This window comes from Sporacetigenium mesophilum DSM 16796 (assembly GCF_059569055.1).
The window spans coordinates 85,309-111,917 of the sequence record NZ_JCANUR010000003.1; the positions used below are offsets into that span (position 1 = coordinate 85,309).

At 29.0% G+C, this 26,609-nt stretch carries 27 protein-coding genes; 7 read left to right on the plus strand and 20 right to left on the minus strand.

The window, feature by feature from the left end; genetic code table 11:
• The first annotated feature begins 192 nt into the window (after positions 1–192).
• The gene (locus tag BS62_RS04575; RefSeq protein WP_496490072.1) at positions 193–495 is read left to right on the plus strand and encodes a hypothetical protein; all 303 of its coding nucleotides are present in this window, start codon (positions 193–195) and stop codon (positions 493–495) included.
• A gap of 61 nt (positions 496–556) precedes the next feature.
• Here BS62_RS04575 and BS62_RS04580 read toward each other — a convergent pair whose 3' ends face one another.
• From BS62_RS04580 to BS62_RS04620, 9 genes are all read right to left on the minus strand, one after another.
• Positions 557–2,020 (minus strand): TrkH family potassium uptake protein, encoded by a 1,464-nt coding sequence (locus BS62_RS04580; protein ID WP_496490073.1) that lies wholly within the window; start codon positions 2,018–2,020, stop codon positions 557–559.
• A 67-nt stretch (positions 2,021–2,087) separates the two neighbouring features.
• Positions 2,088–3,551: a TrkH family potassium uptake protein gene (locus BS62_RS04585; RefSeq protein ID WP_496490074.1), complete on the minus strand. Its 1,464-nt coding sequence runs from the start codon at positions 3,549–3,551 to the stop codon at positions 2,088–2,090.
• Positions 3,552–3,563: 12 nt separating this feature from the next.
• On the minus strand, positions 3,564–4,919 hold the full coding sequence (trkA, locus tag BS62_RS04590; protein WP_496490075.1) for a Trk system potassium transporter TrkA: 1,356 nt from the start codon (positions 4,917–4,919) through the stop codon (positions 3,564–3,566).
• A 149-nt stretch (positions 4,920–5,068) separates the two neighbouring features.
• A complete protein-coding gene (locus BS62_RS04595) occupies positions 5,069–7,639 on the minus strand; it encodes an ABC transporter permease (protein ID WP_496490076.1) in 2,571 nt (856 codons plus the stop codon).
• On the minus strand, positions 7,640–8,317 hold the full coding sequence (locus BS62_RS04600) for an ABC transporter ATP-binding protein (RefSeq protein ID WP_496490077.1): 678 nt from the start codon (positions 8,315–8,317) through the stop codon (positions 7,640–7,642).
• An 81-nt stretch (positions 8,318–8,398) separates the two neighbouring features.
• On the minus strand, positions 8,399–9,637 hold the full coding sequence (locus BS62_RS04605) for a sensor histidine kinase (protein WP_496490078.1): 1,239 nt from the start codon (positions 9,635–9,637) through the stop codon (positions 8,399–8,401).
• Complete coding sequence (locus BS62_RS04610) at positions 9,624–10,325, minus strand: response regulator transcription factor (protein ID WP_496490079.1); 702 nt, start codon at positions 10,323–10,325, stop codon at positions 9,624–9,626. Before BS62_RS04610 ends, BS62_RS04605 begins: the two co-directional genes overlap by 14 nt.
• Positions 10,326–10,479: 154 nt before the next feature.
• Positions 10,480–12,084, minus strand: coding sequence for a LolA family protein (locus BS62_RS04615; RefSeq protein WP_496490080.1), 1,605 nt, complete (start codon positions 12,082–12,084; stop codon positions 10,480–10,482).
• Positions 12,085–12,101: 17 nt separating this feature from the next.
• Positions 12,102–12,605 carry an RNA polymerase sigma factor gene (locus BS62_RS04620; RefSeq protein WP_496490081.1) on the minus strand — a complete coding sequence of 168 codons (504 nt, stop codon included), beginning with the start codon at positions 12,603–12,605 and terminating at the stop codon, positions 12,102–12,104.
• A 238-nt stretch (positions 12,606–12,843) separates the two neighbouring features.
• On the opposite strand from BS62_RS04620, the gene BS62_RS04625 reads away from it, so the two are divergent.
• From BS62_RS04625 to BS62_RS04640, 4 genes are all read left to right on the plus strand, one after another.
• Positions 12,844–13,056, plus strand: a complete 213-nt coding sequence (locus BS62_RS04625) for an SHOCT domain-containing protein (protein WP_496490082.1) — start codon at positions 12,844–12,846, stop codon at positions 13,054–13,056.
• Positions 13,057–13,212: 156 nt separating this feature from the next.
• Positions 13,213–13,521, plus strand: coding sequence for a nitrous oxide-stimulated promoter family protein (locus BS62_RS04630; protein ID WP_496490083.1), 309 nt, complete (start codon positions 13,213–13,215; stop codon positions 13,519–13,521).
• A 22-nt stretch (positions 13,522–13,543) separates the two neighbouring features.
• Entirely contained in the window at positions 13,544–14,050 is a 507-nt protein-coding gene (locus tag BS62_RS04635) for a hypothetical protein (RefSeq protein ID WP_496490084.1), read from the plus strand.
• A gap of 55 nt (positions 14,051–14,105) precedes the next feature.
• A complete protein-coding gene (locus BS62_RS04640) occupies positions 14,106–14,630 on the plus strand; it encodes a DUF2232 domain-containing protein (protein WP_496490085.1) in 525 nt (174 codons plus the stop codon).
• A gap of 52 nt (positions 14,631–14,682) precedes the next feature.
• Here the strand turns inward: BS62_RS04640 and BS62_RS04645 are convergent, their stop codons facing one another.
• Together BS62_RS04645 and BS62_RS04650 are read right to left on the minus strand one after the other, a co-directional pair.
• Positions 14,683–15,372 carry a response regulator transcription factor gene (locus BS62_RS04645; protein ID WP_496490086.1) on the minus strand — a complete coding sequence of 230 codons (690 nt, stop codon included), beginning with the start codon at positions 15,370–15,372 and terminating at the stop codon, positions 14,683–14,685.
• 1 nt (position 15,373) lies between these two features.
• Positions 15,374–16,495, minus strand: coding sequence for a sensor histidine kinase (locus BS62_RS04650; protein WP_496490087.1), 1,122 nt, complete (start codon positions 16,493–16,495; stop codon positions 15,374–15,376).
• Positions 16,496–16,937: 442 nt separating this feature from the next.
• Between BS62_RS04650 and BS62_RS04655 the strand changes: the two genes are divergently transcribed.
• On the plus strand, positions 16,938–17,549 hold the full coding sequence (locus BS62_RS04655; RefSeq protein WP_496490088.1) for a hypothetical protein: 612 nt from the start codon (positions 16,938–16,940) through the stop codon (positions 17,547–17,549).
• Between the two features lie 97 nt (positions 17,550–17,646).
• Here BS62_RS04655 and BS62_RS04660 read toward each other — a convergent pair whose 3' ends face one another.
• Entirely contained in the window at positions 17,647–18,255 is a 609-nt protein-coding gene (locus BS62_RS04660; protein WP_496490089.1) for a TetR/AcrR family transcriptional regulator, read from the minus strand.
• Positions 18,256–18,259: 4 nt separating this feature from the next.
• Positions 18,260–19,516 carry a glycosyltransferase gene (locus BS62_RS04665; RefSeq protein ID WP_496490090.1) on the minus strand — a complete coding sequence of 419 codons (1,257 nt, stop codon included), beginning with the start codon at positions 19,514–19,516 and terminating at the stop codon, positions 18,260–18,262.
• 187 nt (positions 19,517–19,703) lie between these two features.
• Between BS62_RS04665 and BS62_RS04670 the strand changes: the two genes are divergently transcribed.
• Positions 19,704–20,747, plus strand: coding sequence for an ArsR/SmtB family transcription factor (locus BS62_RS04670; RefSeq protein WP_496490091.1), 1,044 nt, complete (start codon positions 19,704–19,706; stop codon positions 20,745–20,747).
• Positions 20,748–20,863: 116 nt separating this feature from the next.
• Here BS62_RS04670 and BS62_RS04675 read toward each other — a convergent pair whose 3' ends face one another.
• The 7 genes from BS62_RS04675 to BS62_RS04705 form a co-directional block, all read right to left on the minus strand.
• Positions 20,864–21,769 (minus strand): MYG1 family protein, encoded by a 906-nt coding sequence (locus BS62_RS04675; protein WP_496490092.1) that lies wholly within the window; start codon positions 21,767–21,769, stop codon positions 20,864–20,866.
• A 194-nt stretch (positions 21,770–21,963) separates the two neighbouring features.
• Positions 21,964–22,377, minus strand: a complete 414-nt coding sequence (locus BS62_RS04680; protein ID WP_496490093.1) for a (2Fe-2S)-binding protein — start codon at positions 22,375–22,377, stop codon at positions 21,964–21,966.
• A 40-nt stretch (positions 22,378–22,417) separates the two neighbouring features.
• Positions 22,418–23,119: a pirin family protein gene (locus tag BS62_RS04685; protein WP_496490094.1), complete on the minus strand. Its 702-nt coding sequence runs from the start codon at positions 23,117–23,119 to the stop codon at positions 22,418–22,420.
• A 239-nt stretch (positions 23,120–23,358) separates the two neighbouring features.
• A complete protein-coding gene (locus BS62_RS04690) occupies positions 23,359–23,667 on the minus strand; it encodes a winged helix-turn-helix transcriptional regulator (RefSeq protein WP_496490095.1) in 309 nt (102 codons plus the stop codon).
• A 175-nt stretch (positions 23,668–23,842) separates the two neighbouring features.
• Positions 23,843–24,022, minus strand: coding sequence for a (2Fe-2S)-binding protein (locus tag BS62_RS04695; RefSeq protein ID WP_496490096.1), 180 nt, complete (start codon positions 24,020–24,022; stop codon positions 23,843–23,845).
• Positions 24,023–24,142: 120 nt separating this feature from the next.
• Positions 24,143–25,933 carry an ASKHA domain-containing protein gene (locus BS62_RS04700; protein WP_496490097.1) on the minus strand — a complete coding sequence of 597 codons (1,791 nt, stop codon included), beginning with the start codon at positions 25,931–25,933 and terminating at the stop codon, positions 24,143–24,145.
• A complete protein-coding gene (locus BS62_RS04705; protein ID WP_496490098.1) occupies positions 25,926–26,609 on the minus strand; it encodes a corrinoid protein in 684 nt (227 codons plus the stop codon). Before BS62_RS04705 ends, BS62_RS04700 begins: the two co-directional genes overlap by 8 nt.

The following is a 26,609-nucleotide window of genomic DNA, read 5'->3' on the forward strand; positions in this document are numbered from 1 at the left end:
TAAACACCCTTATCTTTTTATTTTTAAGTCAATTTTCTATACAACAATATTATTATATATATCCTATTAATTCAAACTCTTTTTTACAAAAAATTCGTTTTGTTCACGTTTATATATTTTCAATATATATTAAAGGTTATAAAGCCTAGGTAAAATTAATATACTTAAGTAGAATTAATAAGGAGGGTTATTATGGATAATTTTATTACGCTAGATTTTCTTTCGACATTTGGAGGTATGGTTACTGTAGTTGTGCTCATTACCGAGTTTACAAAAGATTTAATTGGAAGATATACTAAAGGTTTGCCTACAAAATATATAGTATTCTTATATTCCCTATTAACTATTCTAAGTTATCAAATTATGTCAAATACATTTGATGTATCTAAATTATTCCTCACTGTTGTTAATGCTATTGTATTAACTATGACTGCACAGGGAGCTTATGAATGGACATTTAAACCTATAGAACAAAAAGTACATAAAGGTAAATAAATATTTTGCAAAATATTAAGAATAGTAAAAAGCTGCACTTAGCATTAGGTGCAGCTTTTATTTAATAATCCTTATTGTATCTAACCTTTTTCTTTATTTTAAAATATCCAAAAATCATAATCATAGGAAATAATTCCAAACGACCTGCCAACATATTAAAACTCAATACAAGCTTTGATAAATCGGATAGCTCTGAGAAATTTCCTATAGGTCCAACTGCACCCAGTCCTGGACCTACATTACTTAAACATGCCATAGCAGCTGTTACTAGTGTAACTATATCCAAAGAGTCAAAGCACAAAATAATTATCGAAATTGCTAAAATAAGCATATAAAGAAAGAAATATGAATGTGCTGCATTGATAGTTTGTTGTTCAAGATTTTTTCCATTAAGTTTAACTGTATACACAGATCGATGATGAATTAATTGTTTTATATCTCTTAAAGAGCTTTTAACCAAAATAATAAGTCTACCTATTTTCATTCCTCCACCTGTAGACCCTGAACAAGCTCCTATAAACATTAATAACATAATAAGAATTTGAGACAAAATTGGCCATAATGTATAATCAGCCGTCGCAAACCCGGTTGTTGTTATTATTGATCCTACTTGAAATGATGAATATCTAAGTGCTTCCCATATATTTGAATATATAGGAGTTGTATTAATTGTGATTAGAATAGTAAAAACTACAATAACTACAATATACCATTTTAACTCTTCACTTTTAAAAGCCTCTTTTACATCGCCTAGAACAATTAAATAAAATAAGTTGAAGTTAATTCCACAAATTATCATAAATATCGTAATAACAATATCAATATATAAACTATTATAATGTCCTATACTTGCATTTTTCATTGCAAATCCGCCAGTACCAGTAGTTGAAAAACTAGTCACTAAACTATCAAATAATGGCATTCCACCTACTAATAATAAAATAACTACAATAAAAGTTAATAAAGCGTAAATTCCATAAAGAATTCTAGCTGTACTTCCAATTTTTGAAACTAATTTCCCTACTACAGGACCTGGAATCTCTGCACGCATCAAATACATATTTTGCCCCTCTGATTTAGGTAAGAAGGCTAAGAAAAGTACAAGAACCCCCATACCACCAATCCAGTGACTAAAATGGCGCCAAAATTGCATCCCATTACTTAATTTTTCAATATCTACTAAAATAGTTCCTCCAGTTGTTGTAAACCCTGAAACTGATTCAAAAAATGCATCCACAAAATTTGGAATTTCTCCGCTAAAATAAAATGGCATAGCTCCAAAAAATGAAACGAGAATCCAGCCTAAAGCAACAATAGCAAAAGCTTCTTTCGCATAAATTTTTTTATCTTTTATTGGCGTTGTCGCCATAAAACCTCCAAATACAAGAATAACTAAAATTGATGCAAAAAAATAATTCCATGTATTTTCCTTGTAAATTAAAGAGGTTATTAGAGGTAATACAAGCATAATTGCTTCAAATAGAAGAATTCTACCAGTTGTTCTTAATACCATTCTAGTATTCATAAGCGCCCCCTATGCTAGCATTTCCTCTAAAATATACTTATTATTCATCATAAATCCCCCAAGTGATTTAATATTCTTTGAATTTAACCTTTCTCTTTATTTTAAAGTAACCGAATATCATAATCAATGGGAATATTTCTAGACGCCCTGCCAACATATCAAAACTTAAAACAAGCTTGGATAAATCTGATAATGATGAAAAGTTTCCAACAGGTCCAACAATAGCCCCAAGCCCTGGCCCTACATTCCCTAAACATGTAATAACAGCCGTTACTATTGAAACTATATCTAAGGAGTCAAAACATAAAATAATTACTGAAATTGTTAAAATAATCATATAAAGTAAGAAGTATGAATGTGCTGCTTTAATAGTTTGTTCTTCCATATTTTTTCCATCAAGTTTTACTGTATAAACAGAACGATGATGAATTAATTGTTTTAAATCTCTTAAAGAACTTTTAAATAATATTATTATACGTCCTACTTTTATTCCTCCACCTGTGGACCCTGCACTAGCTCCTATAAGCATTAACAGTACAAGTAGAACTTGAGATAAAACTGGCCATAACGAAAAGTCAGCTGTTATAAATCCTGTTGTAGTTATAATTGAACCTACCTGGAATGATGCATATCTAAAAGCTTCTAACATATTTTTATAACTAGGCATTATATTAATTGTAATTACAATAATAAAAGCTGCAATAATTCCAAGATACCATCTTAATTCTTCACTTTTCAATGCCTCTTTTACGTTTCCTAAAACGATTAAATAAAATATGTTAAAGTTAATTCCAAAAATTATCATAAAAATAGTAATAACAGTATCAGCGTATGCACTATCATAATAAGCTATACTTGTATTTTTGATTCCAAATCCTCCAGTACCAGCAGTTGAAAAACTATTAAGTAAACTATCGAAGAAAGGCATTCCACCTAATAATAATAGAATAACTTCAATTAAAGTTAATAATGCATAAATTCCATAAAGTATTCTAGCCGTTTTTCTAACTGTTGAAACTAACTTTCCTACTACCGGACCTGGAACTTCAGCACGCATTAGATACATATGTTGCCCCTCTGATTTAGGTAAAAAGGCTAAAACAAATACAAGAACTCCCATACCACCAATCCAGTGAGTAAAACTACGCCAAAAAAGCATTCCATTACTTAAAGCTTCAATATCTGATAAAATTGTAGCTCCTGTAGTTGTGAAACCTGAAACAGTTTCAAAAAATGCATCAACTAAGCTTGGAATTTCTCCACTTATGTAAAAAGGCAATGCACCAAAGAATGAAACTAAAATCCAAGCCATAGCAACAATAATAAAACCTTCCTTTGCATAAATTCTAGTATCTTTAATTGGGGTTTTTGCCATAATGCCTCCAACTGTAAGAATAATGGCAATTGATACCAGAAAGAAAGTCCATGTACTTTCTTTGTATATTAACGATGTTATTAATGGCAATACCATCATGATAGCTTCAAATAGAAGGATTTTACCAGTTGTTCTTAATACCATTCTAGTATTCATAAAAAATTCCTCCTATACTAGTATATCTTCTAAATTTGTTAAACTTTGATTTGTAGTTACAACAATTACAATATCCTTAGCCTCAATGAAGTCATCTCCATTAGGAACAATTAATTTATTTTTACGCATTATTCCTGCAATTAATAAGTTTGGTTTTGTTTCAAGTTTTTTTAATGGTACTCCAATAAAACTTGTATTTTTACTAGCAATAAACTCTAATGCTTCAACCTGTCTGTCAATAATTTTATAAAGTGTTTCAACCCCAGCTTCAACTTTATTTCCCTTAGCACGAACATATCTAACTATTTTATTTGCAGTTATATCCTTAGGTGAAATAAAAGTATCTAAACCTATAGATTCTAACATATTCATAATAGATGGGCGATTTACCTTAGTTATTACCTTAGATACACCGCAAGACAATGCATACATTGAAATTATAACATTTTCTTCATCTATCCCTGTCATAGAGATACATGCATCAACATCTTCTATTCCTTCTTCTAATAATATTGATTGTTCCGTACCATCTGCGTGTATAATTTCAGCACTTGGTAAGTATTGACTTAAATAACGACAAGTTTCCATATCATGATCTATAATCTTAACTTCTATACCTAGCTCAGTTAATTGTTTAGATAGATAGTAAGCAATTCTACTTCCACCTATAATCATTACAGATTTAATTTTTCTTTCAAAAATTCCTGCGGATATCATAAATCTTTCTAAGTTTCTATGAGAAGCTGTAATGTGTATTTTATCTCCTTCTTCTAAAATAAAATCACCATTAGGAATATATACTTCATCTCCTCTTTGAAGTGCACAAATTAATACCTGAGCTTTAAATTTTTTGCTCAAATTACTTATTGATACACCTATTAATTTGCTTTTTGGCCTTACCTTTACCTCTGCTAAGTCTACCCGGCCCTTTGCAAATGTTTCAACTTTTAGTGCTGATGGGAATCTTAGTATACGAGCAATTTCGTTTGCAGATGATCTTTCTGGATTGATCATCATACTCAGGCCCATACTTTCTTTCATAAATTCTAGCTGAGATGAATACTCTGTATCTCTTACACGAGCTATAGTATGCTTTGCTCCTATTTTTTTGGCTACCATACAACAAATTAAATTAACTTCATCAGATGATGTTACTGCAATAAATAAATCACATTTATTAACTCCTGCTTCCATTTGAATATCATAAAGTGCACCATTGCCGCAAATCCCCATGACATCATAATTATTAACTACTTCTTCGACTTTTTCTAAATTCTTATCTATAACTACAATATTGTGCCCTTCATTTTCTAGGTGTTCTATCATAGTACTTCCAACTTTTCCGCTACCAATAATAACGATTTTCATAATTATTCCTCCAAAGCATTCCCAAGGTTTTTTAAATTTCTATAATACAATTTATCTGGTAAAATTTATGTAAGTTTTATGTTAATAAATAATAAGGTTGTATCCTTTGGATACAACCTTATTATTTGCATTTACCTTATTAGAATACATTATATACTCTCTTGACGTATGTTGTCTATTATATTTTCTTTATTTAGTTTTCTTATAGGTATATATGAAGATACAAATGTTATAACAAATATTCCTACTACTGATATAGCAATAGCTTCCCATGGTAAAACAGATTCAAACTCTATTACATCCATAAGAATTTTATTCATTAATAAATTAAGTCCAATTCCTATAGGTACTCCGTAAATTAATGATAATAATCCATATAAGAAACTTTCTAGATATATCATTTGGTTAAATCCACTAGGAGTAACACCTATTGACCTAATTATAGCAAGTTCTCTTTTTCTTAGATTTATATTTGTGCTTATTGTATTAACTATATTAGTTATACTTACTAGTGATATAACAGCAACAAACCCATATACAAATATCTCCATTGCCATATAACTTTGTCTAAGTTTTAATGATTCTTCAGTTTCATCTACAAAGTTATAATTATACTTATCTGCAACTTTTTTTATTGCTTCTTTAGTAGTTTCTTTTTTATCAGAATCTATATATATCTGTCCTTTTTCTATTTCATATCCTAAATTCTCTCCTACTTCATCATAAGTTATAAACTCTAGTCCCATTGTTCTATAACCATAGTCTCCTGGAAGTAAATCATCTGTAATAGCCATTATTTTAAATTTTATAGGCTTTACAATTTCTTCACTTGTTTCTTCGTCATAGTCAATTAAATTTGCATCTATTGTATCTCCAACCTTGTATTTAGCTAAAGTTAACTCAGCTTTTTTCCCATCTTCTTCATAATAACTTCTATCTACAAATATTACTCCAACTTCATCTATTGCTTTTTCTTTACCAAAACTTCCTTCTTTTAACTTTAATTTGCTTATTGCCACATCTCCCGGGAATTTTATTGAATTATTTATAAATTCATATAAATGCTCATTACCTACTTTTTCTTTTTCATAATACTTTTCTATTACTTCTTTATTATCTTTATTTATTTTGCTTTCATAAATTTTGATAGATATATTTAAATCATTGTAATTTACGGCATTAAAATTATTTATCCCAGGAATATTTTTTATTTCATCTACTACCTTTTTTCCTATTTCACCGTTTACTTGGTTTTGATTGTAAATACTAATATCATTTGTTATTTGCCCACTTCTTATAGTTTCCGCCTTTAACATCATTTTCATAAAACCAGAAAAAGATATAAATATTACTACACTTATTATTAATGAAAATAATGTTATTCTAAATTTCTTTTTATTCCTTCTTAAGTTTTTATAAGCAATTACTCCTTCAGTTTTAAAAATTGTCCTAACTAATTTTGAATCTTTAACTTTTCCTATTTTATAATCTCCAGTATTTCTTATTGCATCTAATGGTGATACTTTAGCTGCAGTAATTGCAGGTAAAATTACAGATATAAATATAGTTATTATTACTATAATAGAACTAATTAATATAATTTCTGGACTGTATACCACCCTTAAATCCATATCTCCTATAAATGATTTACTAAATAAACGTTGTATTAATTTAAATACCATAGCTATAGCAAATGTTCCAGATAGTAATCCTAAAGGTATTCCTATTATACTTACTATGAATCCTTCTATAAATACTAGTTTGATAACCTGGCTACTAGTTGCCCCTATTGAATTAAGTATTCCAAATTGCTTTTTACGCTCGCTTATTGATATACTAAATGCGTTGTATACTGTAGCTATTGTACATACTATAACTAAAGATGTAACAAGTATTATTATCCTTGTCATAGTGTTATTTATATTTTCGTGTTTACTTGCCCCTTGAAGTCTTAGCAAACTTTCATTATATTGTATATTTTCTAGCTTAATATTTGAATTTTGTGCTATTTTAGGTACAGTATTGTATATATCTTTAATATCTTTTACACTAATTGATACATTAATATTTTTATCACTTGTTACTTTAGAAACATCAAGATATGTTATTCCTGTTGTAACTGAATTTCCAAATTCAAATCCAGGTTTATCAATTATACCTACAAGTTTAAATGTTTTTCCTATAGGGTCTTTTATATATTCCTTATCAGACACACTATAATCACTTGGTTTATCTCCATTTGGATTAACCCTCTCTCCTATATTTAAGGTTATTTCATCACCTATTTTATAATCTTTATCCATAAATGAAAGTGATTCTTCACTAATTACTATTTCATTGTTACTTTTAGGAAGTTTTCCTTTTATTAATGAGATTTTATAACCTTCAAATGCATTACTATCATACTCTTTTAATTGTAATAAATTTAAGTTTTTATCACTTAATTTTGCATGACCCAAATTATCACTAAGTCCTGCTGACACCACTTCTGAAGATTTAGTTATATAATCTAAATTTTCTTTATTAACGTCATAAAAAGTCGCATGAAAACTTCCTCTACCTTTTATCGTCTCTCTTATTTGATAGTCCATATAACTTTCGTATATATTTCCTATACCGCATATTAATGCAGTGGATAATATAATACCTATTATAGTAACTATAGTTCTTTTTTTATTTTGAATTAAATATCTCAAAGTTAAGGATGTATATAAATTCATTTATATCACCTCGTCACTTTTTATGATTCCGTCTTCTATTGTTATAACTCTATCTGCTTGAAGAGCTATATTGTTATCATGTGTTATCATTATCAAAGTTTGATTATATTTTTTAACTGATAATTTTAGTAGTTCTATTATTTCCTTTGAATTTTTAGTATCTAAATTTCCAGTAGGTTCATCTGCAAGAACTATAGCTGGTCTATTTATTAATGCTCGTCCTATTGATGTTCTTTGTTGTTGTCCGCCTGATAATTCATTTGGCAGATGATTTTCTCTTTCCTTTAGTCCAAGTGTATTTAATAAATCGTTTAAATAGTTATCATCTATTTTTCGATTATCTAATTCTGATGGTAAAAGTATGTTTTCCTTTGCACTTAATATAGGTATTAAATTATAGAATTGATATACAATTCCTATATTCCTTCTTCTAAATATTGCTAAATCCTTAGTTTTTAAGTTATAAATATCTACATTATTTATATGAACCTTTCCACTTGTTGGTTTATCAACTCCACCTAATAAATGAAGTAAAGTACTTTTTCCGCTTCCACTAGGCCCTACTATTGCAACAAACTCCCCTTTATTTATAGATAAATTTATTTCTTTTAGTGCATCTACTTTTGTTTCGCCTTTTCCATAGCTTTTAGTTAAATTTTCTACTTTTAGAATCTCCATAATAACCTCCATATTTTATTAACTTTATAATTGTATTCTACAATGTACACATTACTATAAAGTGAATTTTAAAGTGACAGATTAGTCACTATAGTTTTTATGGAAGGTTATGTGAAACTCTGTTCCTTTGTTTTTTTCACTTCTAACGAATATATCTCCATTCTGGCTTTCTATTATTGACTTTGCCATGGCAAGGCCTATGCCTACACTATTTTCTTTTGAAGAGCTTTTACCTCTATAAAACCTTTTAAATATATTTGGAATATCAACTTTGTCAATTCCTTCTCCACTGTCTTTTATTACTATTTCTGAAAATAATGGATTTTCTTTATAACTTATACTTAGTTTGCCGCCTTCATCTGTGTGCTCTACACAGTTTTTTATTATATTCACCAATGCTTCAGTTGACCAATCAATATCTCCAATATATGAAGCTTCTGTATCTTCCTCTATTTCTAATACTATATTTTTTATTTCCATAGGTATTAATATGGGCTGAATAGATTTATGAATAAGTTCTTTTATTTTTATTTTTTCTTTCTTGAAATTTATTACTTTTGCTTCTACCTTAGATAGCTTTAACATACTTTTTATCAGCCAATCCATTCTATTTAACTGAGTTTTAATTTTATCTAAAAAGTCAATTTTAACTTCTTTGTCTATATCCCCATACATTAAATCATTTAATATAATAAGAGATGTCATTGGGGTTTTCAGTTGATGTGATATATCAGAAATTGTATCATTTAAAAATATCTTTTCTTTATTTAAAAGCTCTACTTTTTCCTTTAGTATATTTGTCATCTTTATAAGTTCTACTTTTAAAAGCCCAATTTGGCCTTCTTCGTTTGTATTTCTCATATTAAAATTTCTACCTTCTGAACTATGATATACATAGTCTTTCATCTCATTTATGTCGTTATAAATCCTTCTAAAATAAGTTAAAATCAAAAATAATATAATAGAAAATAAAGTAATAAGTATTAGTATGTTTAGACCTATTATATTAGTTAAGCTTTCATTAATTATAGGCTCTGTATCTAATCTTATACCTTTGTCGTAGTTGTATTTACTTAAAATTTTCTCACCAGTTTCTATATTACTAGAATCCCCTTGTGTTATTACATCAACTATAGTTCTTTCTAGTTCTGGATTATCTATTACTATTTTTCCTATTATAGCTTGGTTGTTTTCTACAACTTTATCCTTAATTATATTTAAAGTTAGCAAGCTAGATATAATGCTTATTACTATAGATAAAATAAAAAAGGCCGAGTACTTTCTTAAAAAACTTTTAACCTCTGGATTAGATATGTACATTTTCATCACATCCTGTCCACTTATATCCAATACCCCTAATAGTTGTTATAAGCTTAGGATTAGATGAGTCATCCTCAATTTTTTCCCTTAATCGCTTTATATAAACAGTAAGAGTATTATCGTTGACGAATTCATAGGCAACATCCCAAAGTTTTTCTAATATTTGATTTCTACTAAGTGCTATATTTTTATTTTGTATAAGTATTAACAGAAGCTTATATTCAACTGAAGTTAAAAATACTTCTTTACCTCCTTTGTAGACACTTGCTTCGAGAGTATGTACACTCAAATCGCCAAATCTTAATATTTTTTTATTATCTTCTATACCGCTTTTTCTTCTTAGAACAGCTTTTATTCTAGAAATAAGCTCTCTAACCCTAAATGGCTTAGTTATATAATCATCTCCACCAATATCTAGCCCCATAACGACATTTACTTCTTCATCGCAAGCTGTTAAAAATATTATAGGAATATCTGATGAACTTCTAATTTCCCTACATAGTTCATATCCATTTCCATCAGGGAGAGATACATCTAATAAAATTAAATTATAATCATTATTACTTAGTTTATCCCTTGAAGTTTCTAAGTCTTTTGCTATATCAACATTAAGCCCCTCTTGTTCTAGGGCGTATTTTACTCCAAATGCTATTGTGCTATCATCTTCTACTATAAGTACTTTTGTCATATTTATCTCCTTTTTTACTTTATTTATATTATAGACTAACTATCGGTATATAAAATATATTAATTAGTTTTATTACAAAATAGTCATAAAAATCAGGGACCTTGCTCAAAAAAGCTAGGATAAATTTTCATCCTAGCTAGGTTACATAATTTTATTATTTTTTATCGTATCCAACTACAGTCCATATTCCTGTATTGTCTTGTCTTATAAGTCTTTTTAAATATACCTTACTTACAGGTGACTTATCTGAATTTACTTCTACAACTGCTTCTTTTCCGTTGTTTTGAACTATTTTAAACTCTTCATAATCAATTGGATAATCTCCAACTATGCCTTCAGGAGATATCTTTAGACTTACAAAAACTTGGGCTACAAATGCTGGATCTAGTTTCCACGGTGAATGTCCTGCATCAACACTTTTTTGATCTCCTTCTTCTGCTTTTAAGTCAACTATAACCTCAACTTGTGGCTTGTCAAAAGATTCTTCTGATAAATATAAGGTTCCATTGCCTAAGTCTTTTATAAATAAGCTTAATTCTTCTAATGTAGTATTTCCAACTACAGTATATTCAAATCCATCTTGTTGCCACCTAACAGAGTTTACGTCTACGCCTTCTTTAATTTCAGCTATATTATCATTTATCTTTCCTAAAACTGCTGTAGATTCTGGATTAAACTTATTTAAGGCTTTTTTCTGAATAACTGAAACCTTCTTTTTGTTATCATTAGAAACATAGTTAATTTTAGCAACCTTATTTTTATTTTCAACCATTATATTTTCCACAGTAAATGATGGCGACATACTTTGAGGTACCTTTGGTGTAAATCCTACAATTCCTTCAGCTTCTTCTATATTATTTACAACTTGTTCTGGATTTGTATTAACTTCCTTGTATCCTTTTGGTAGACTATATACTAAAAGATCTTTTGGAACAGCTTCTATAAAATCAATACTATCATATCTTACAGTATACTGAATTGAGTAGTCCATAGAAGATTGCCTTTGTAGTGGCATATTAGTTTCTTTATCTATCCATATTTTATAAGGGGTTCCTCCTTTTGGAGTTACTTTTACTACTGTGGCAGCTCTTCCTGCAACTGTACCAGCACCTACAACCTCAGTTTTAAGTGCAGATTTTACATCCTGTATTTCCTTTCCAATTTCAAATGTAAAGCTATAAGGGTCTGGAAAAGCTGAAAACACATCTACTTCTTTTTCATTAGGTTGAACTTGCCATTTCTTTTTGCCATTATTTGCAGTAATTAAATCCTTTTGAGATCCTTCTATCCCCTTAACATAATAACGACCTTCTTTATCTGCCCATACCTCTACTTTTGATTGGAGTGTAGATTTCCCCTCAGCATTTTTTTCTGCAATTTCAAGAACTCCATGATATGCTTTTACATCTTTAAAAGCCTCTTCCATAGCATATACTACATTATTTCTACCAAAGGGCTGCATTATATTTAATGTAATTATTATTGCAGCAGCTGCTGCAATAGAAGCTCCTCCTAGGAACCATTTTTTCCTTGATTTATTTGAACGCTTGTAATTTAACTCACTCTTAATACTATCAGCTAGTTTTTTATCATAACCTCCATCTGGAAGACTTGGTTCTTTTAGACTTTTTACCATTCTTATAGTTTCAAAAATTTCTTCCATTTCTTGTGTCTCTATTTCACTACCGTGCTCAATAGGTTTCTTTTCTTCATTTAAAGTATCAATGTAGTCTGATATTTTCTTCTCCTTATCGCTCATATATATCCCTCCACTATTTATATATCACCTTTGAGTATTTTTGTAAGGTTTTGCAATGCTCTATGTTGCAAAACTCTAACATTTCCTTCACTTTTATCCATTTGTTTGGCAGTATCAGCTACTGAATACCCCTTTAATATTCTTAAATCTATAACTTTACGTTGTTCTTCATTTAATAGTTCTAGTGCATTTTGTATAATTTCACGTTGAGCCATAGTTTGTGTGTGATCTTCTATTGATATTACTTTTGGGTTTATATCATCAATATTAACAACAGGTCCCTGTTTTTTATCTTTTCTCCACCTATCTTTTATAACGTTTGATGAAACAGTTTTTAAAAAACTTACAAATTTATTTATTTTTACATCATTCTTTTGTATATATGAAATAGCCTTGATATATGTTTCTTGAGTTATATCTTCAGCTTCTTCTTTGTTTTGAACTTTGAAATAAACATATTTGTATATAGTTTCCCAAGTAGCACTGCATAATTGTTCTATGCTTTTTTCGTCTTCTATCATGTCAAATTTCTCCTTTCCTAGCAAGATATTACAATTATAATGACGTTGAATTTGCACTGAATGTTACAAATAGTCCTATCTTATAATTTTGTTTATTTATTGAAATTAATACTGTAAATTCAAAATAAAGTTTTTATACAATTTTATAAAATTTTTAGATTTACTTTAAAGATATTTTATTGTTCTTATTTATAATAATCACATAGCCAAGACAAAATAAATTTAAGGAGATGATTTTATGTTTAATTTTTTAGGTTTAGCAGGTGTTGCTGCTATAGCAACTATAAGAATATTGATATTTGTAGCAATTGTTACTTTCTTTATAAAACAATATAAAAAGCATGGAGGTGGAAGAAGTAACGCCTTAAAAATGTTAGATGAGAAATATGTAAATGGTGAGATATCAGATGAAGATTATATGCATAAAAGAGCTATTCTTACTCAAAGGTAATACTATACAATTAGTTAATAAGATAGTATCCATTGGTTTTTGCAAGTCAATGGATACTATCTTATTACTTACTATACTGTGTCACAAAGTTTAATTTGTAAAATGAGTATATTTCAGACTCTAAGACCCAGGGTGCAAGAGAGGAGTATTTAACATATGAAACAAAGATTAAAAAGAGAAGAAGAAACCTTGATGAGTATGATTAAACTATATTGTAAAAATTCTAAACATGATGGAAATATTCCCTGTAATGAATGTGCACAATTAATATCATATGCAACTAATAGACTCCATAGTTGTAAATTTGGGGCAAATAAGCCCGTATGCGCTAAATGTACAATTCATTGTTACGAAAGCCAAATGCGTAATAAAATTCGATTTGTAATGAAAATTACTGGATTAAAAATGATATTGAAACATCCAATTTTATTGTTCAATCATATGATTGATGCTGTTAAATATTAATGTATAACTAAGGAGGATTTATATGAAAAAAATTGGTTCAAAAGGTTTGAAGTGGCTGAAAATAGCACATATACTTTTAATAATATTATTTCTAGGGGGAATAATTAGTACTGTAGCTATAAACGCTGCTCTTGATATATCCACATATGAAAAGGCATACGCAACCTATAAAAGTTCAATAATTATAAGTGATAATGTAATAAAATATGGAGCCCAAGGAACTTTGTTAATAGGCATAATATATGGTGTGTTTACAAATTGGGGATTCTTTAAACATAGGTGGATAGCTGTAAAATGGGTTGTATGGATTGCACAAACGTTTATTGGGATATTTGTTGTTGATAAATTTATGGTTGCAAATATGGCCATTCTTGAATCACAAAAAGCTCTAGCTCTAAGTAATCCTATTTTTATACAAAATCATACTATACGGCAATATGTTGTAATTTTACAAATTGTATTATCAATATTTTTAATTATAATATCTATATTAAAACCTTGGAAAAAGAAAAATACAACAAATAATTAAAGAAGTGAGTATTTATGGAGCATAATGTAATATATTTGAAAATTGGGGGGTTTTTATGAGTAAAACAAAATTATTAGCAGAAGCTTCTATTTTAACAACTATATCTGCTTTTATATTAACATTCATAGCTTATATAAATCTTATAGATTTTATAACCCCAGTTATAGTACCTTTTTTCTTTTCTTTAATCACTATAAGATGTGGACTTAAATATGGGGGATTATCAGCTATAACAACATTTTTAATCATAACTATGAGTGGTTTTTTAAAATTTGCTTTAATTATTTTAATGGCTGGGATAATACCAGGAGTTGTAATAGGATATGGGATAAAAAACAAAAAGAGATTTTTAAATGTTTTATCAATTGGAACTATTAGTTTTATAATATCCTTTACAATATTAAATATAATATTAGAATTAACTATGGGATTTAACGTATTATATGTATTTAAAAATCTTAATATATTTATAGTAGGACCAGCGATTTTAATGGTTGGTGTTTTATTAACAACTGTTGATTATTTTGTTTTAAACTTTATTTATAAAAAATTCGGATTTATATTAAAAGAGACAGCTTAAGCTGTCTTTTTTTGTATTGTCCTTTATATAGATTACAGTTTAATTCTCCTTTCTATACTTTAAATCTATATCCAGCACCCCAAACAGTTTCTATATACTGAGGCTTTGAAGGATTTGCTTCTATTTTCTCACGAAGCTTTCCTATATGAACTGTAACAGTGGCTATATCTCCAAAAGAGTCTATACCCCAAATTCTTTCAAATAGATCATCTTTACTAAAAACTCTGTTAGGATTCTCTGCTAAGAATGAAAGTAAATCAAACTCTTTTGTAGTAAATATAACCTCTTTATCATTTACAAACACTCTTCTTGACATCTTATCAATACGTAGACCTCTTATGTTTATTTCATCATTTTTTGGTTCTTTACTTCCTATTAATCTCTCATACCTTGCAAGATGGGCTTTTACCCTTGCTACAAGTTCACTTGGACTAAATGGTTTTGTAATATAGTCATCAGCACCAAGACCAAGGCCTCTAATTTTATCTATATCTTCTTTTTTTGCAGAAACCATAATAATTGGAACATTACTTTCTTTTCTAATCTGTTTGCATATTTCAAAACCATCAACTTTAGGAAGCATTAAATCTAGTATTATTAAATCATAATCTTCACTTTTTGCCTTTCTCAACCCAGTGTCACCACTGTTTTCAACATCTACTGAAAATGAATTTATTTCAAGGTAATCTCTTTCAAGTTCTGCAATACTGTTTTCATCTTCTATAATAAGTATTTTTTTCATTTTATACCTGCCTTCTTATTCTTTTTAAGGTAAAAATTATACTAGTACCTATACCTTCTTTACTTTTTGCCCAAATTCTACCTTCATGTCCTTCTATTATTCTTTTTACAATTGCAAGCCCTAACCCACTACCACCTGTAGAGCTATTTCTTGAAATATCTGTTCTATAAAATCTATCAAAGATATAAGGAATATCTTTGCCAGAGATTCCTTGTCCGTTATCTTTTATTTCTATTATTACTTCACTTTCTTCTTCATAAAGGATTATATCTATTTTTCCTTTTTCTTTGTCCATATATTTTGATGAATTTTGTACAATATTTATAATAACTCTTTTTAGTTTTTCTATATCTACAAGCACTATTGGGTTATTAATAACTTCTGTTTTTAAGCTTAAGGATATATTGTTTTCTTCTAAATCTAAACTAAGCTCTTCTACACAATCTTCTAGGTATGTTTTTATATTTATCTCTTGAAAATCAAAAGGCAATTTATTTAAATCTAGTTTAGAAAACAAAAATAATTCGTCTATTAGCTTATCTAGGTCAGATGCTTTTGTATATATTGTTTTTATATATCTATCCATTTTTTCTGGACTATCTGCTACTCCATCTATAATTCCTTCCACATACCCCTTAATAGCAGTTACTGGGGTTTTTAGGTCATGTGAAATATTTGAAATAAGTTCTTTTCTATTGTTTTCATACTGTATCTGAACATCAATAGATTCTTTTAATTTTTCTCTCATTTTTTCAAAAGCAATACACAACTCTCCTATTTCATCATTTGAAGTAGATTTAACTTCAAACTCTAAATTTCCTTCTTTTATATGATTTGCAGCATCTTTTAAAGTTTGTATAGGTCTTAATACACTTTTAGATACAAAATATGTAAGTATACCATTTGTAGATACTAAAATTAACAAAACTGCAATTCCCATATATAACCTAAACCTTTGTGGATTTTGAAAAATTGGCGGGATGTTGCCATTATTAAAGCCATGAGATCCAACTACAGATCTAGCATTAATATCTATTATTATAAAAGAAGCTATTGCAGTAAGTACTATAGGGGCTATAAACATTATAATATAAGACAATATCAATCTTTTTTTAAAGGACATATTTACCACCAAACCTTATTATATTTCTATGTATTCCTAATTCTTTACATAGTATATCCAATATTTGTATTCTTAATTTAGCTACAGTTGTATTATATCACCTCATTCTTTTATTAATCCGTACTTAATTGTTTTACTTTTATTTGAAGTGTTTTTATTAGTACTTTCTATACTCTTATTTTATAATAATTTTATAAATTTCGAATAAAAAAGATATAAAAATTTTCTAAAATCTACTAACGGACAATATAATGCTTATGATATTCACAACATCCTATACAGTCACGAAGAAGAATTATCTCTATAATGGGCTGCCTATCTTTTCGTAATATATAAAACTTCTTCTAAACTACTAGTTCTAGCAAATAAAAATATGGTATATTATAGTGACAATTAAAATTAATCTAGAACTATTGGAAAATCATATAAGGAAGTGATAAATTTGGAGGAAATTAGTCTTTCAATACATGACTCTGAAGTTATATATTATGGAGGAGATCAGCGCTGGTTCCCAAGTAAGCTTCACCAGCTTAGTGGATGTGGCCCTATTGCTGCAGCTACAATAACTGCATATTTATCCCAAAACTTTCCGGATAAATTTTATAAATTATATCCTCACAAGGGAAATATAAATAAGAGCGACTTTATAGAACATATGGTTGAAATTCGTAAATACGTAAAACCTGGAATGTTTGGTCTTACCTCAGTTGACCAGTTTTCAAACAATGTGTTATCTTTTTCTAAAACCAAGGGAGTATCATTAGTACCTAATATCCTAGATGAAAAAGTTACTATGAGTGAAGCCATAAACTTTATTTCTCAAGCTTTATCCCAAAGGTTACCTGTTGCCATTTTAATTCTTAAACATCCTATAAAGGAATTAAATGATTATACTTGGCATTGGATGACTATAACTCGCTTATATGTAAACCCTAATGATAACAAACACTATATTTCAGTATCAACCTATGGCGAGCGCCGAGAAATTGATTTAGATCTTCTTTGGAATAATAGACGTCCAAAAGATGTAATAAGACTTATATATTTTAGTTAATATAAAAATTCCGTTGCTCAAGTTTATAGGTTGGATATTATAATATCTTTATATTATTAATGGGAGATATACCAATTGGCATATCTCCCATCTATAATTATTTGTACATTCCATGTTTTATAAAATCTATAATTTTATCAGAGATATCTTCAATAAATTCATTTAGGTTTCCTTTTCTTTCTTCAAAGCCTTCAGTCATAATATTAGAGGATAAAATATATATTGATCTTGCTACAAACTTAACATCAATATCACTTCTTACATCTCCAGATTTTATGCCTTCTAATATCATAGACTCATAAAAACTTGAAACATTAACGTCATCTACACCTAAAATCTCCTTTATAAGATCTATATCTTCATACATTCTACTGCTAAGCTTTTCATATTCAGGTCTTGTACATGCAAATTTTGCCCCAGCTTTAAAAAGTTCTCTTAGTCTTTCAAAAAAATTATCTTGTTGTTTTTTTAAAATCGGAGTCATAAACTTAATTTTTTCTTCTTTTATAATAAGAATTATGTGCTTATATAAATCCTTTTTATCTTCAAAGTAATCATAAAAACTCGTTCTTGGGATTTTTGCTTTAGATATAATATCTGAAATTTTAACTTCTTTAAAAGAAGACTCAGAGAATTCACTTATTGCCGCACTAATAATTTGATCTTGCTTTTCCTTTGGTAAATTGAAAAATGTTTGTTTTGGCAAAAAATCAACTCCTATACAATTTTTCTATATATTTAACAGTATTTTCAAGACCATTTTCAGACTCAATAATTTCTTTAATTTCTTTGGCATTTTTAATATATTTTTCATTTTCCATTTCATTAAATGCATTAACTAAATCAGATGTTAGTAGATTTTTTTCTCTAAGTGGGCTTATAGAATATCCTTGATTGAAAAGTCTATGTGCCCAAAATGGCTGATCTACTGTAAATGGCATTATAAGTTGAGGAACACCACTTAGAAGTGCTTCAGACATTGTTCCAACTCCGCCGTGATGAACTATACCTTTTGCTTTTTTAAATACTAATCTATGAGGTGCTTTTTGCACTGCATATATGTTATCTTCATTTTCGAAAGTCATACCGCTTGTTCCAGTTAATATAATAGCTCTATTGTCAGTTTCTTTTAACGCTTTGATTAGCTTTTCTTTAAACTCTGTTGGGTTCTTAAGTGGCATACTGCTAAAAGATACAACTATTGGTTTTTTGCCACTCTCTATAAAATTTTCTAATTCTTCATCTAGTTTATCTTCACCTATATCTAAAAAGAAAAATCCAGAAAGAAAAACTTTATCTTTCCAACTTTCAACTTCCTTAAAAAGAAATGGGCTAATTGGATATATTATTGGAATCTCTTCACTATTTACTTTAAACATTAGCTTTCCTGCTTTTCTATTTGGAAGTTTTAGTGACTTACTTCTAAAATCATTTATGTGTTTTATATATGATGATTCACCAAGTGAAGTAGCTTTATAAGTTAGCTTATTTAAAAATGAACCAAAATTTTTATCTGGAGATATTGCAAAATTAGGGAATTCAGTAATTGGATAAATTATTGGAACTGGAGGCATACAAATACAAGGTATATTTAAGTACTCTGCAATATCTACAGCCCCAAGTGCCTTTGGGTGATATATTATAAGGTCTGATTCTTTTGAAGCATCAAAAAAGTCATCCATACTTTTTCTATATGCTGGAGTTATTACTTGCTTAGAAAACTTCAATATTTTAAAAATATTGTAATTCCCACCATTGAAAACTTTTTTTCCTTCTTCACTATCTAAAATAGCCATTAAATCTGCAGTTGCTTCATGAAATTCTACACCATTTTCTTCTATAAATTTTTTAAAAGATGCCCCTGTGCATACTATTGCCTCATTACCACTTTTTATAAGTTCTTTGGCAAGTGCAACATATGGCTGAACATCACCCCTGCTGCCTAAGGTTAAAAATGTAATTTTCATAATTACTTCCTCCCATAAACGAACGTTTATAATTAAATCCGACGACACTGTCGTCATACGAAAACCGTATCATCTTATAGAATATATGTCAAGTAAATAAGATTTATTTTATTATAATTCAAATTATATTGAATTATAAATTCGAATATATTAGAATTAAATTAAGAATTTTATTAGGGGGAAAAGTATGAAAATTATTGACTTATCAAAGGGAAGAAGAGAAACTTATGAGATTAAAATGAAATACTCATTATTATGGGAAAGCGCACTCGGTATTGCAGCAATTACAAACGAAAAACTAAAGCACACCTTAGAGTTTATGTCTCCATTCTCAGAAAAGAATTTTGACCCAATTTCGAAAGAATTGGAGAAGGAATTAGATTATGTTACTAAAAATAATACGTGGAAATCTCTTTTACAGCTTCTTTATTATTATGATCATCATGATTTATGTTCATTTGAGTCCTTCGTTAATAGTCTTAGTGAAGAAAATTTAAAGTTTTATTGTATTCCATATTTAGGTACAGAAATGCAACAGTTACGTTTAAGTGCATCAAAAGGAGATACTGATGCTCTAGAAAAGATACTAGAACATGTAAGCGATAATGAATTTTTCTCTACATATATTAGATATGTTGTAGAAGTAAATCCATCCTTTCTTAAGGAACATTTAATATCAGTATTAACTAAATGGCATAATGAAATTATTGTAAATGAAAGTGATAGATATGATAAATTGCTTAAAAGAGATATTTTATCAAAAAATAAAATGCTTTCTCAACTTGACTCAGAGGCCTTTGTAGAATGGGCTACTGGAGGCAGAAGATATGCACCTGAGCCTTCTGTGACTAATGTTTTACTAATACCTCATTTCATATACCGACCATGGACTGTTGAAGCAGATTTTGAGGGGACAAAAGTATTTTTTTATCCTATTTCAAACGAAAGCTTATCTCCTGAGGATAAATTAATACCAGATCAATTTTTGATACTGAAGTTTAAGGCATTAGGGGATGAAACTAGACTAAAGATAATTAAATTACTACATGAAAAAGAGATGTCATTACAGGAGATTTCAGTACAACTAAACATAGCCAAAACTTCAGTTCATCATCACCTATCAATATTAAAATCAGCTCGTCTAGTTATAACTAGTGGTGGTGAATACTCAATAAATCGCTCTGCTGTTGATATCTTAGACAAAGAATTTCATAGGTTTCTTAATAAATAATTACTTTATGATCTAAAATAAAAAAATAGGATATTGTATTTATTGTATGTATATTGTACTCCTCAATTGCTATTTATAAGGAGTTCAATATACATACTTTTTTAATTGTTTAAATCTTAGTCTTCATTACCATCCATTGCAATTTGTGCCATTTTCATTATTCCTTCAAGACTCCCTGCCACTGCAATGAACCTTCCAGTATGACAAAATACAGAATCTTTCACTCCTGTTATAGTTGAAAGTTCTTCATTTTCTTTACCTGCCCAAGATTTAGGAAGATATTTTCTAGTTTCACCGTCTTTATCTCTAATAGTCTGAATTGCATAGTTGTCTTTGTTCGGATAAATTACAAACAAAACTTTTCCTTGTTCATCTATATCTTGAATTGTTTCTTGCCATGGACAATATTTATCTAGCACCAAAAATTCTGATCTTTTCCTGTTATTATATGCTGATATAACTATATCTTTTGCCTTTATTACTGATAACTTACGTGTGATTGTATTTTTTAAAATAGGTTCACACACCCTTACAGCTTCATGAAATAGTTCTTCCTCATTCTCTTCTGCATACCATGGTGGATTATATCCTGCTATGATGTCTGATATATCCGTTGTAGGAATAGTTTCTTCCCCTGTTCTCATGCCATTATCTTGAGCATCAATTCCTTCAATTAAGAATCTATCTACATAATCAAAAACAGATTCTATATCATCCTTAGTTAAGGATGGATCTTCCCTATATATTATATCTCTACCGTATCTTTCCCAAATTAGGCCGCAAGCTGCAAAAGGCGTCCCATTTTCTCTATATTCTTTTTCAACTCCATGGTGGTCAAACTCACCTCCACCAACGTCATATACAATATCTAATTGTTCTAGTATTTTTGTATCTCTAGTTCTAACTACTTCAACTTCAAATAGTTTATTAAGAATTGCCGTTGCCATTACCTCGTCAGCATGGAATCTACCGTTATGAGTACCTACTTTTTTAAAAGGTCTTTTTATGTCTATTTTAATCATCCCCTTAAGTTATATATTGATAAAGATAGTATTGATTTTAATATGACCTGTTTTCTATTATTCTACACTAATCAATTAATATAAATTCCTCAACCTATTATTCTGAAAAAATAAATAAAACCATCTACCTAAAGGTAAATTTATACCTCTAAATAGATGGTTTTATATTATATGTTAAGTATTTCTTATAATTATTATCTTGCTAATAATTGAGCAACTAATTTTTTATTACCTTCTACACAACCACCACAACCAGTTCCAACTTTAGTAGCAGCTTGTACTTCTTCAAATGACTTTGCTCCATTTTTGATAGCATTTGCTAAATCTTGTACAGTAACTTTAAAACATCCACATACTACTTGATTCTCATCGATCTTTTTTGTTAATAACAATTCATTTACTAAAGCTTCATTGCTTCCTACACACTTACCACAACCAGTACCAACCTTAGTAGCAGCTTGCACTTCTTCAAATGAATTTGCTCCATTTTTGATAGAATTTTTTATATCTTCTTCAGTTACATTAAAACATCCACATACTACTTTATTAATATCTCCTTTATTTTCAACTGTACCTTTAAATAGCTTTGAAATTATTGATTTTATCATTTTTATCTCCTCCATTATTTTTTATATATTGTTAATACTGTTAATCTTGTTTATTCATTTCTAAAATTAAGACATGTGAAGTTTCTTTTGCTTTGATTAAAATATCTGCTTCTACTATTTCCATTCCATCTCTGTCAGCTAACTCAATATCATTAATTAAAGAATTTCCCTCTATTTGAACTAAATATGCCTGTCTTCCTTCCTTAACTGGAAAATCAATCTCTTTTCCTTTTTCAAGTTCTAATGAATAAATATTCATATCCTGATTTATCTTTATTTGTGCATTACCATCTTTACTTGAAACCATATGAAGCCATTTATTATTTCTATCATCCCAATTTAATCTATAGTCACCATAGTTAGGGTCATATCCTTTTTTATTAGGCATGATCCATATTTGTAAAAGCCTTACCATATCTTTTCCAAAGTTATGCTCACTATGATACACTCCTGTTCCAGCACTCATGTACTGAACATGACCACGAGTTATAGTATTTTTATTACCCATGCTGTCTCCATGTGTAAGTTCGCCATTAACTACATAGGATATTATCTCCATATCTCTATGAGGGTGAGTGTCGAATCCAGTACCAGCTTCAATTAAATCATCATTTATAACTCTTAAAACTCCAAAGTTCATATTATCTGGATTGTAATATTCAGCAAAAGAAAAGTGAAATTTGCTCTTTAACCATCCAAGATCACTACTACCCATGTTTTTGCTATCTATCTTTTTTAACATTTTACACCTCTCCTTTTTAACTAACTTTACAATTTTAACTTTTAATATTAATTAATTTGATATGGAAGTTATTTAATTATATTACAAATATATACTTAGATTATTTATTATATCTTGTTACTTTTAGTAACTAACTTTAAATTAATTATTACACGTGGATTAAAATTAGTCAATAGTTTTTTTAATAAAAATAAAAAGAACTCCCTAATATTAATAGGAAGTTCTTTATATTATCTTATTTAGCCCCACTTTTCTGCCCATTTTTGTATTTCATCCATAACAGCTTGTAATCCATGTCCTTTTTCTGTAAGTTCATACTCTATACGGACAGGGATTTCTGGATAAACCTTTCTACTAACAATCCCTTCCTTCTCCAGTTCCTTAAATCTTTCTGTAAGCATACGAGCACTCATATTTGGAATTGCCTCTGCTATATTAGAAAATCGCTTCTCTCCACTTAATAATGTTCTTATAATTAATCCAGTCCATCTCTTACCTAATAGTTCAAAAGCATTTTCAACCTTTGGACATATATTATATTTTTCCATATCCAATCACCACCTATTGCTATTATATCATGCTTACTTAATAATAGTAAGTTACTTATTATATTACACCAATATCAGGATTATTTATCATTGTATATAAAAAAACTGTACTCTTTTTAAATTTATGAGTACAGTTTTACAATTTATAAGGTTATTTATATATTTGAGATAAATGTTATTTTTTTAATAATTTAGCAACTAATTCTTCATTACTTTCTATACATTGACCGCAGCCATTTCCAACATTAGTAGCATCTTGTACTTCTTCAAATGACTTTGCTCCATTTTCAATTGCGTTTTTTATATCTTGTACAGTAACACTAAAACAATTACATACTACTTCATTATTATCCATTTTATTATCTCCTTTTATTTTTTATTTATATTTTTAGCATAATTAGTTTCTCCGTTTATTAAATTAATATACAACAAAAATTCCCCCAGAAATTATTCTGAGGGAATAAATAATTATATTCTATTTTGAAAACATAAGGCACTGAGCAAAAAGTCTTTCGTATCCTTCTGATGCTCCTAGTTCCATATAGTCCATTTTATGTGCTAGTTCTTCCATTTGTTCTTTTGCATCAACAGACATAAGAGCCATATATGCTCCTGTTTTAGAAGAATTACCTACATATACTAGCTTATTCTTTATATCTTCTGGTAAGATACCCGTTCCTACCAAACTATCAGCAGGCAAATGAGCTCCAAATTGTCCAGCTATCATTACCTTATCAAGATGGTTCATATCAATATTTGCTTCTTTTAGTAAAGCATAAAAACCAGAAAGAATAGCGCCTTTTGCTAATTGTACCTGACGAACATCCGCTTGTGTAATTAGCAGTTCTTCTGGGCTACTTTGCAAAACAAACTCTCTCTTTTTACCATCTAATCTTATCATGTCATATCTATAATCAGATTCATCTAGTTTTTCCTTTTTTATGAATCCTCCATCTTTTTTGACAAGTCCTATCCTAATTAACTCCTTAACACCAGCTAATATACCACTTCCACATAGCCCTATAGGTGATTCATCTCCAATAACCTTAACTTCAATTCCGTTTTCAGATATTATTATATCTTCAATTGCTCCATCTGCTGCCCTCATTCCAGAACTAATATTCATACCTTCTAAAGCTGGTCCTGCAGCACATGAACAAGATAATAGCTTGCCATGATTGGATAAAACGATTTCTCCATTTGTTCCAATATCTATAAATAAAACATTTTCATTAGCCTTATGTAATTCGCAAACATATGCACCTGCTACAATATCAGCACCTATATATGAAGATACCGATGGAAGACAATATAGTCTTGCAAAAGGTGCTGCCTCTAACCCAATATCTTTAGCTAATATGTTTTTTGCTTTCACAAATACTGGTGCATATGGAGACTTTCCTATAGATGTTGCATCAATTCCTAAAAGAAAATGCATCATTGTACAGTTTGCTGCAACAGAAATCTCATAAATATTTTTCTTATCTATTTTTGATTTATTGCACATTTCTTCAATCATTTCATTTATAGAGTTTACAATTGCATGTTGAAGATTTTCTCTAGAATCATTTGGATTTTCTAATTGATAAGTTATTCTAGTTAAAACATCAAGGCCAAAATTCTTTTGAGCATTAATCATTGATGCCTTAGATATTTCATTCCCAGTTTTCATATCAATTAATGCAGTTACAACTGTTGTAGTTCCAATATCAATAGCAACTCCATAAAGAAGATCAGTAGTATCTCCACATTCAATACCTATTAACTCTTCACCGTTAAAAACGCCAGTTACTTTTTCATCTTTAATTGCATTTTGTAATAATTTCCAATCAAACTTTTCAATTCCAAATGTATTACATATAGAATATTCAAGTGAAATTTGATTTTCTAATGTAGGCTTTTCTATTTCAAAAACCTTTTTATTAATTGCAGGTTTATATTCAAAGTGTGGAATATATCCCGTTGTAAGTACCTCATGTTTTCTTTCTTTTTGAAGTATTTCTATTACAATATCCTCCCCAGGTACTACTAAACAAGATAACCTTATACCACTGTTAATTTCTTCTTTTTTTAAAAGTTTTTCTTCCGTTTCTGATATAGGTGGTAATTTTCCTTCTAATAGTCTAATTTTACATTTCCCACAAGATCCCCTTCCATTACAGGGATTATCAACAAAGCAGTCATTTTCTAATAAAAGTTGCAGTAAGTTTTTGTTAGGTTCATATTCAAAGATTTTATTTTGATCCTTAATAGAAATCTTAGGCACTAACTTCATCTTCTTTTTCTATATCTATATTAAGTAACTTCTTTGCTAATTTAACTGCCTCAACTGCATTTGGAGCATAACCATCTGCATAAATCTTATCAGCAAATTTCTTTGATATTGGTCCTCCACCTACAATAACTTTAACTTGTTCTCTTATACCAGCTTCTTTTAATAAATCTACAACTGTTCCCATTCCACCCATTGTTGTTGTCATTAATGTTGACAAACATATAAGAGAAGCATTAACCTCTTTAGCCTTATCAACGAAATTTTGTAATGGAACATCTCTTCCTAAGTCAAACATTTCAAATCCAGCTGTTTCTAACATAATTTTAACTAAGTTCTTTCCTATATCATGAGTATCTCCTTCTACAACACCAATTACAGCCTTTGGTTTTGCTGCATTTGCTTCCTCTGAAGACAGATGAGGTCTTAAAACATTTAAACCTTCATACATTGCATCTGAACATAATAATACATCTGTAACAATATATTCTTCTTCCTCATATAACTCACTTGCACGGTTCATACCATCTACAAGGCCTTCCATTATACCATCAAATGCTGGATATCCCGCTTCTATATATTCATTACTAGTTTCAATTACATCTTCTTCTTCCATTTCTACAACACTATCTGATAACTTTTTTAATAGTTCTTCTTTTGAAATTGACAT

What these genes read in the sequence shown, in the direction of transcription:
- BS62_RS04705 (WP_496490098.1), bottom strand. Translation starts at nt 26,609, where the DNA reads ATGTCAATTTCAAAAGAAGAACTATTAAAAAAGTTATCAGATAGTGTT.
- BS62_RS04670 (WP_496490091.1), top strand. Translation starts at nt 19,704, where the DNA reads ATGAAAATTATTGACTTATCAAAGGGAAGAAGAGAAACTTATGAGATT.
- BS62_RS04615 (WP_496490080.1), bottom strand. Translation starts at nt 12,084, where the DNA reads ATGAGCGATAAGGAGAAGAAAATATCAGACTACATTGATACTTTAAAT.
- BS62_RS04580 (WP_496490073.1), bottom strand. Translation starts at nt 2,020, where the DNA reads ATGAATACTAGAATGGTATTAAGAACAACTGGTAGAATTCTTCTATTT.
- BS62_RS04600 (WP_496490077.1), bottom strand. Translation starts at nt 8,317, where the DNA reads ATGGAGATTCTAAAAGTAGAAAATTTAACTAAAAGCTATGGAAAAGGC.
- BS62_RS04635 (WP_496490084.1), top strand. Translation starts at nt 13,544, where the DNA reads ATGAAAAAAATTGGTTCAAAAGGTTTGAAGTGGCTGAAAATAGCACAT.
- BS62_RS04585 (WP_496490074.1), bottom strand. Translation starts at nt 3,551, where the DNA reads ATGAATACTAGAATGGTATTAAGAACAACTGGTAAAATCCTTCTATTT.
- BS62_RS04625 (WP_496490082.1), top strand. Translation starts at nt 12,844, where the DNA reads ATGTTTAATTTTTTAGGTTTAGCAGGTGTTGCTGCTATAGCAACTATA.
- BS62_RS04630 (WP_496490083.1), top strand. Translation starts at nt 13,213, where the DNA reads ATGAAACAAAGATTAAAAAGAGAAGAAGAAACCTTGATGAGTATGATT.
- BS62_RS04680 (WP_496490093.1), bottom strand. Translation starts at nt 22,377, where the DNA reads ATGATAAAATCAATAATTTCAAAGCTATTTAAAGGTACAGTTGAAAAT.
- BS62_RS04645 (WP_496490086.1), bottom strand. Translation starts at nt 15,372, where the DNA reads ATGAAAAAAATACTTATTATAGAAGATGAAAACAGTATTGCAGAACTT.
- BS62_RS04695 (WP_496490096.1), bottom strand. Translation starts at nt 24,022, where the DNA reads ATGGATAATAATGAAGTAGTATGTAATTGTTTTAGTGTTACTGTACAA.
- BS62_RS04610 (WP_496490079.1), bottom strand. Translation starts at nt 10,325, where the DNA reads ATGACAAAAGTACTTATAGTAGAAGATGATAGCACAATAGCATTTGGA.
- BS62_RS04650 (WP_496490087.1), bottom strand. Translation starts at nt 16,495, where the DNA reads ATGTCCTTTAAAAAAAGATTGATATTGTCTTATATTATAATGTTTATA.
- BS62_RS04605 (WP_496490078.1), bottom strand. Translation starts at nt 9,637, where the DNA reads ATGTACATATCTAATCCAGAGGTTAAAAGTTTTTTAAGAAAGTACTCG.
- BS62_RS04685 (WP_496490094.1), bottom strand. Translation starts at nt 23,119, where the DNA reads ATGTTAAAAAAGATAGATAGCAAAAACATGGGTAGTAGTGATCTTGGA.
- trkA (WP_496490075.1), bottom strand. Translation starts at nt 4,919, where the DNA reads ATGAAAATCGTTATTATTGGTAGCGGAAAAGTTGGAAGTACTATGATA.
- BS62_RS04690 (WP_496490095.1), bottom strand. Translation starts at nt 23,667, where the DNA reads ATGGAAAAATATAATATATGTCCAAAGGTTGAAAATGCTTTTGAACTA.
- BS62_RS04665 (WP_496490090.1), bottom strand. Translation starts at nt 19,516, where the DNA reads ATGAAAATTACATTTTTAACCTTAGGCAGCAGGGGTGATGTTCAGCCA.
- BS62_RS04620 (WP_496490081.1), bottom strand. Translation starts at nt 12,605, where the DNA reads ATGATAGAAGACGAAAAAAGCATAGAACAATTATGCAGTGCTACTTGG.
- BS62_RS04595 (WP_496490076.1), bottom strand. Translation starts at nt 7,639, where the DNA reads ATGAATTTATATACATCCTTAACTTTGAGATATTTAATTCAAAATAAA.
- BS62_RS04675 (WP_496490092.1), bottom strand. Translation starts at nt 21,769, where the DNA reads ATGATTAAAATAGACATAAAAAGACCTTTTAAAAAAGTAGGTACTCAT.
- BS62_RS04575 (WP_496490072.1), top strand. Translation starts at nt 193, where the DNA reads ATGGATAATTTTATTACGCTAGATTTTCTTTCGACATTTGGAGGTATG.
- BS62_RS04640 (WP_496490085.1), top strand. Translation starts at nt 14,106, where the DNA reads ATGAGTAAAACAAAATTATTAGCAGAAGCTTCTATTTTAACAACTATA.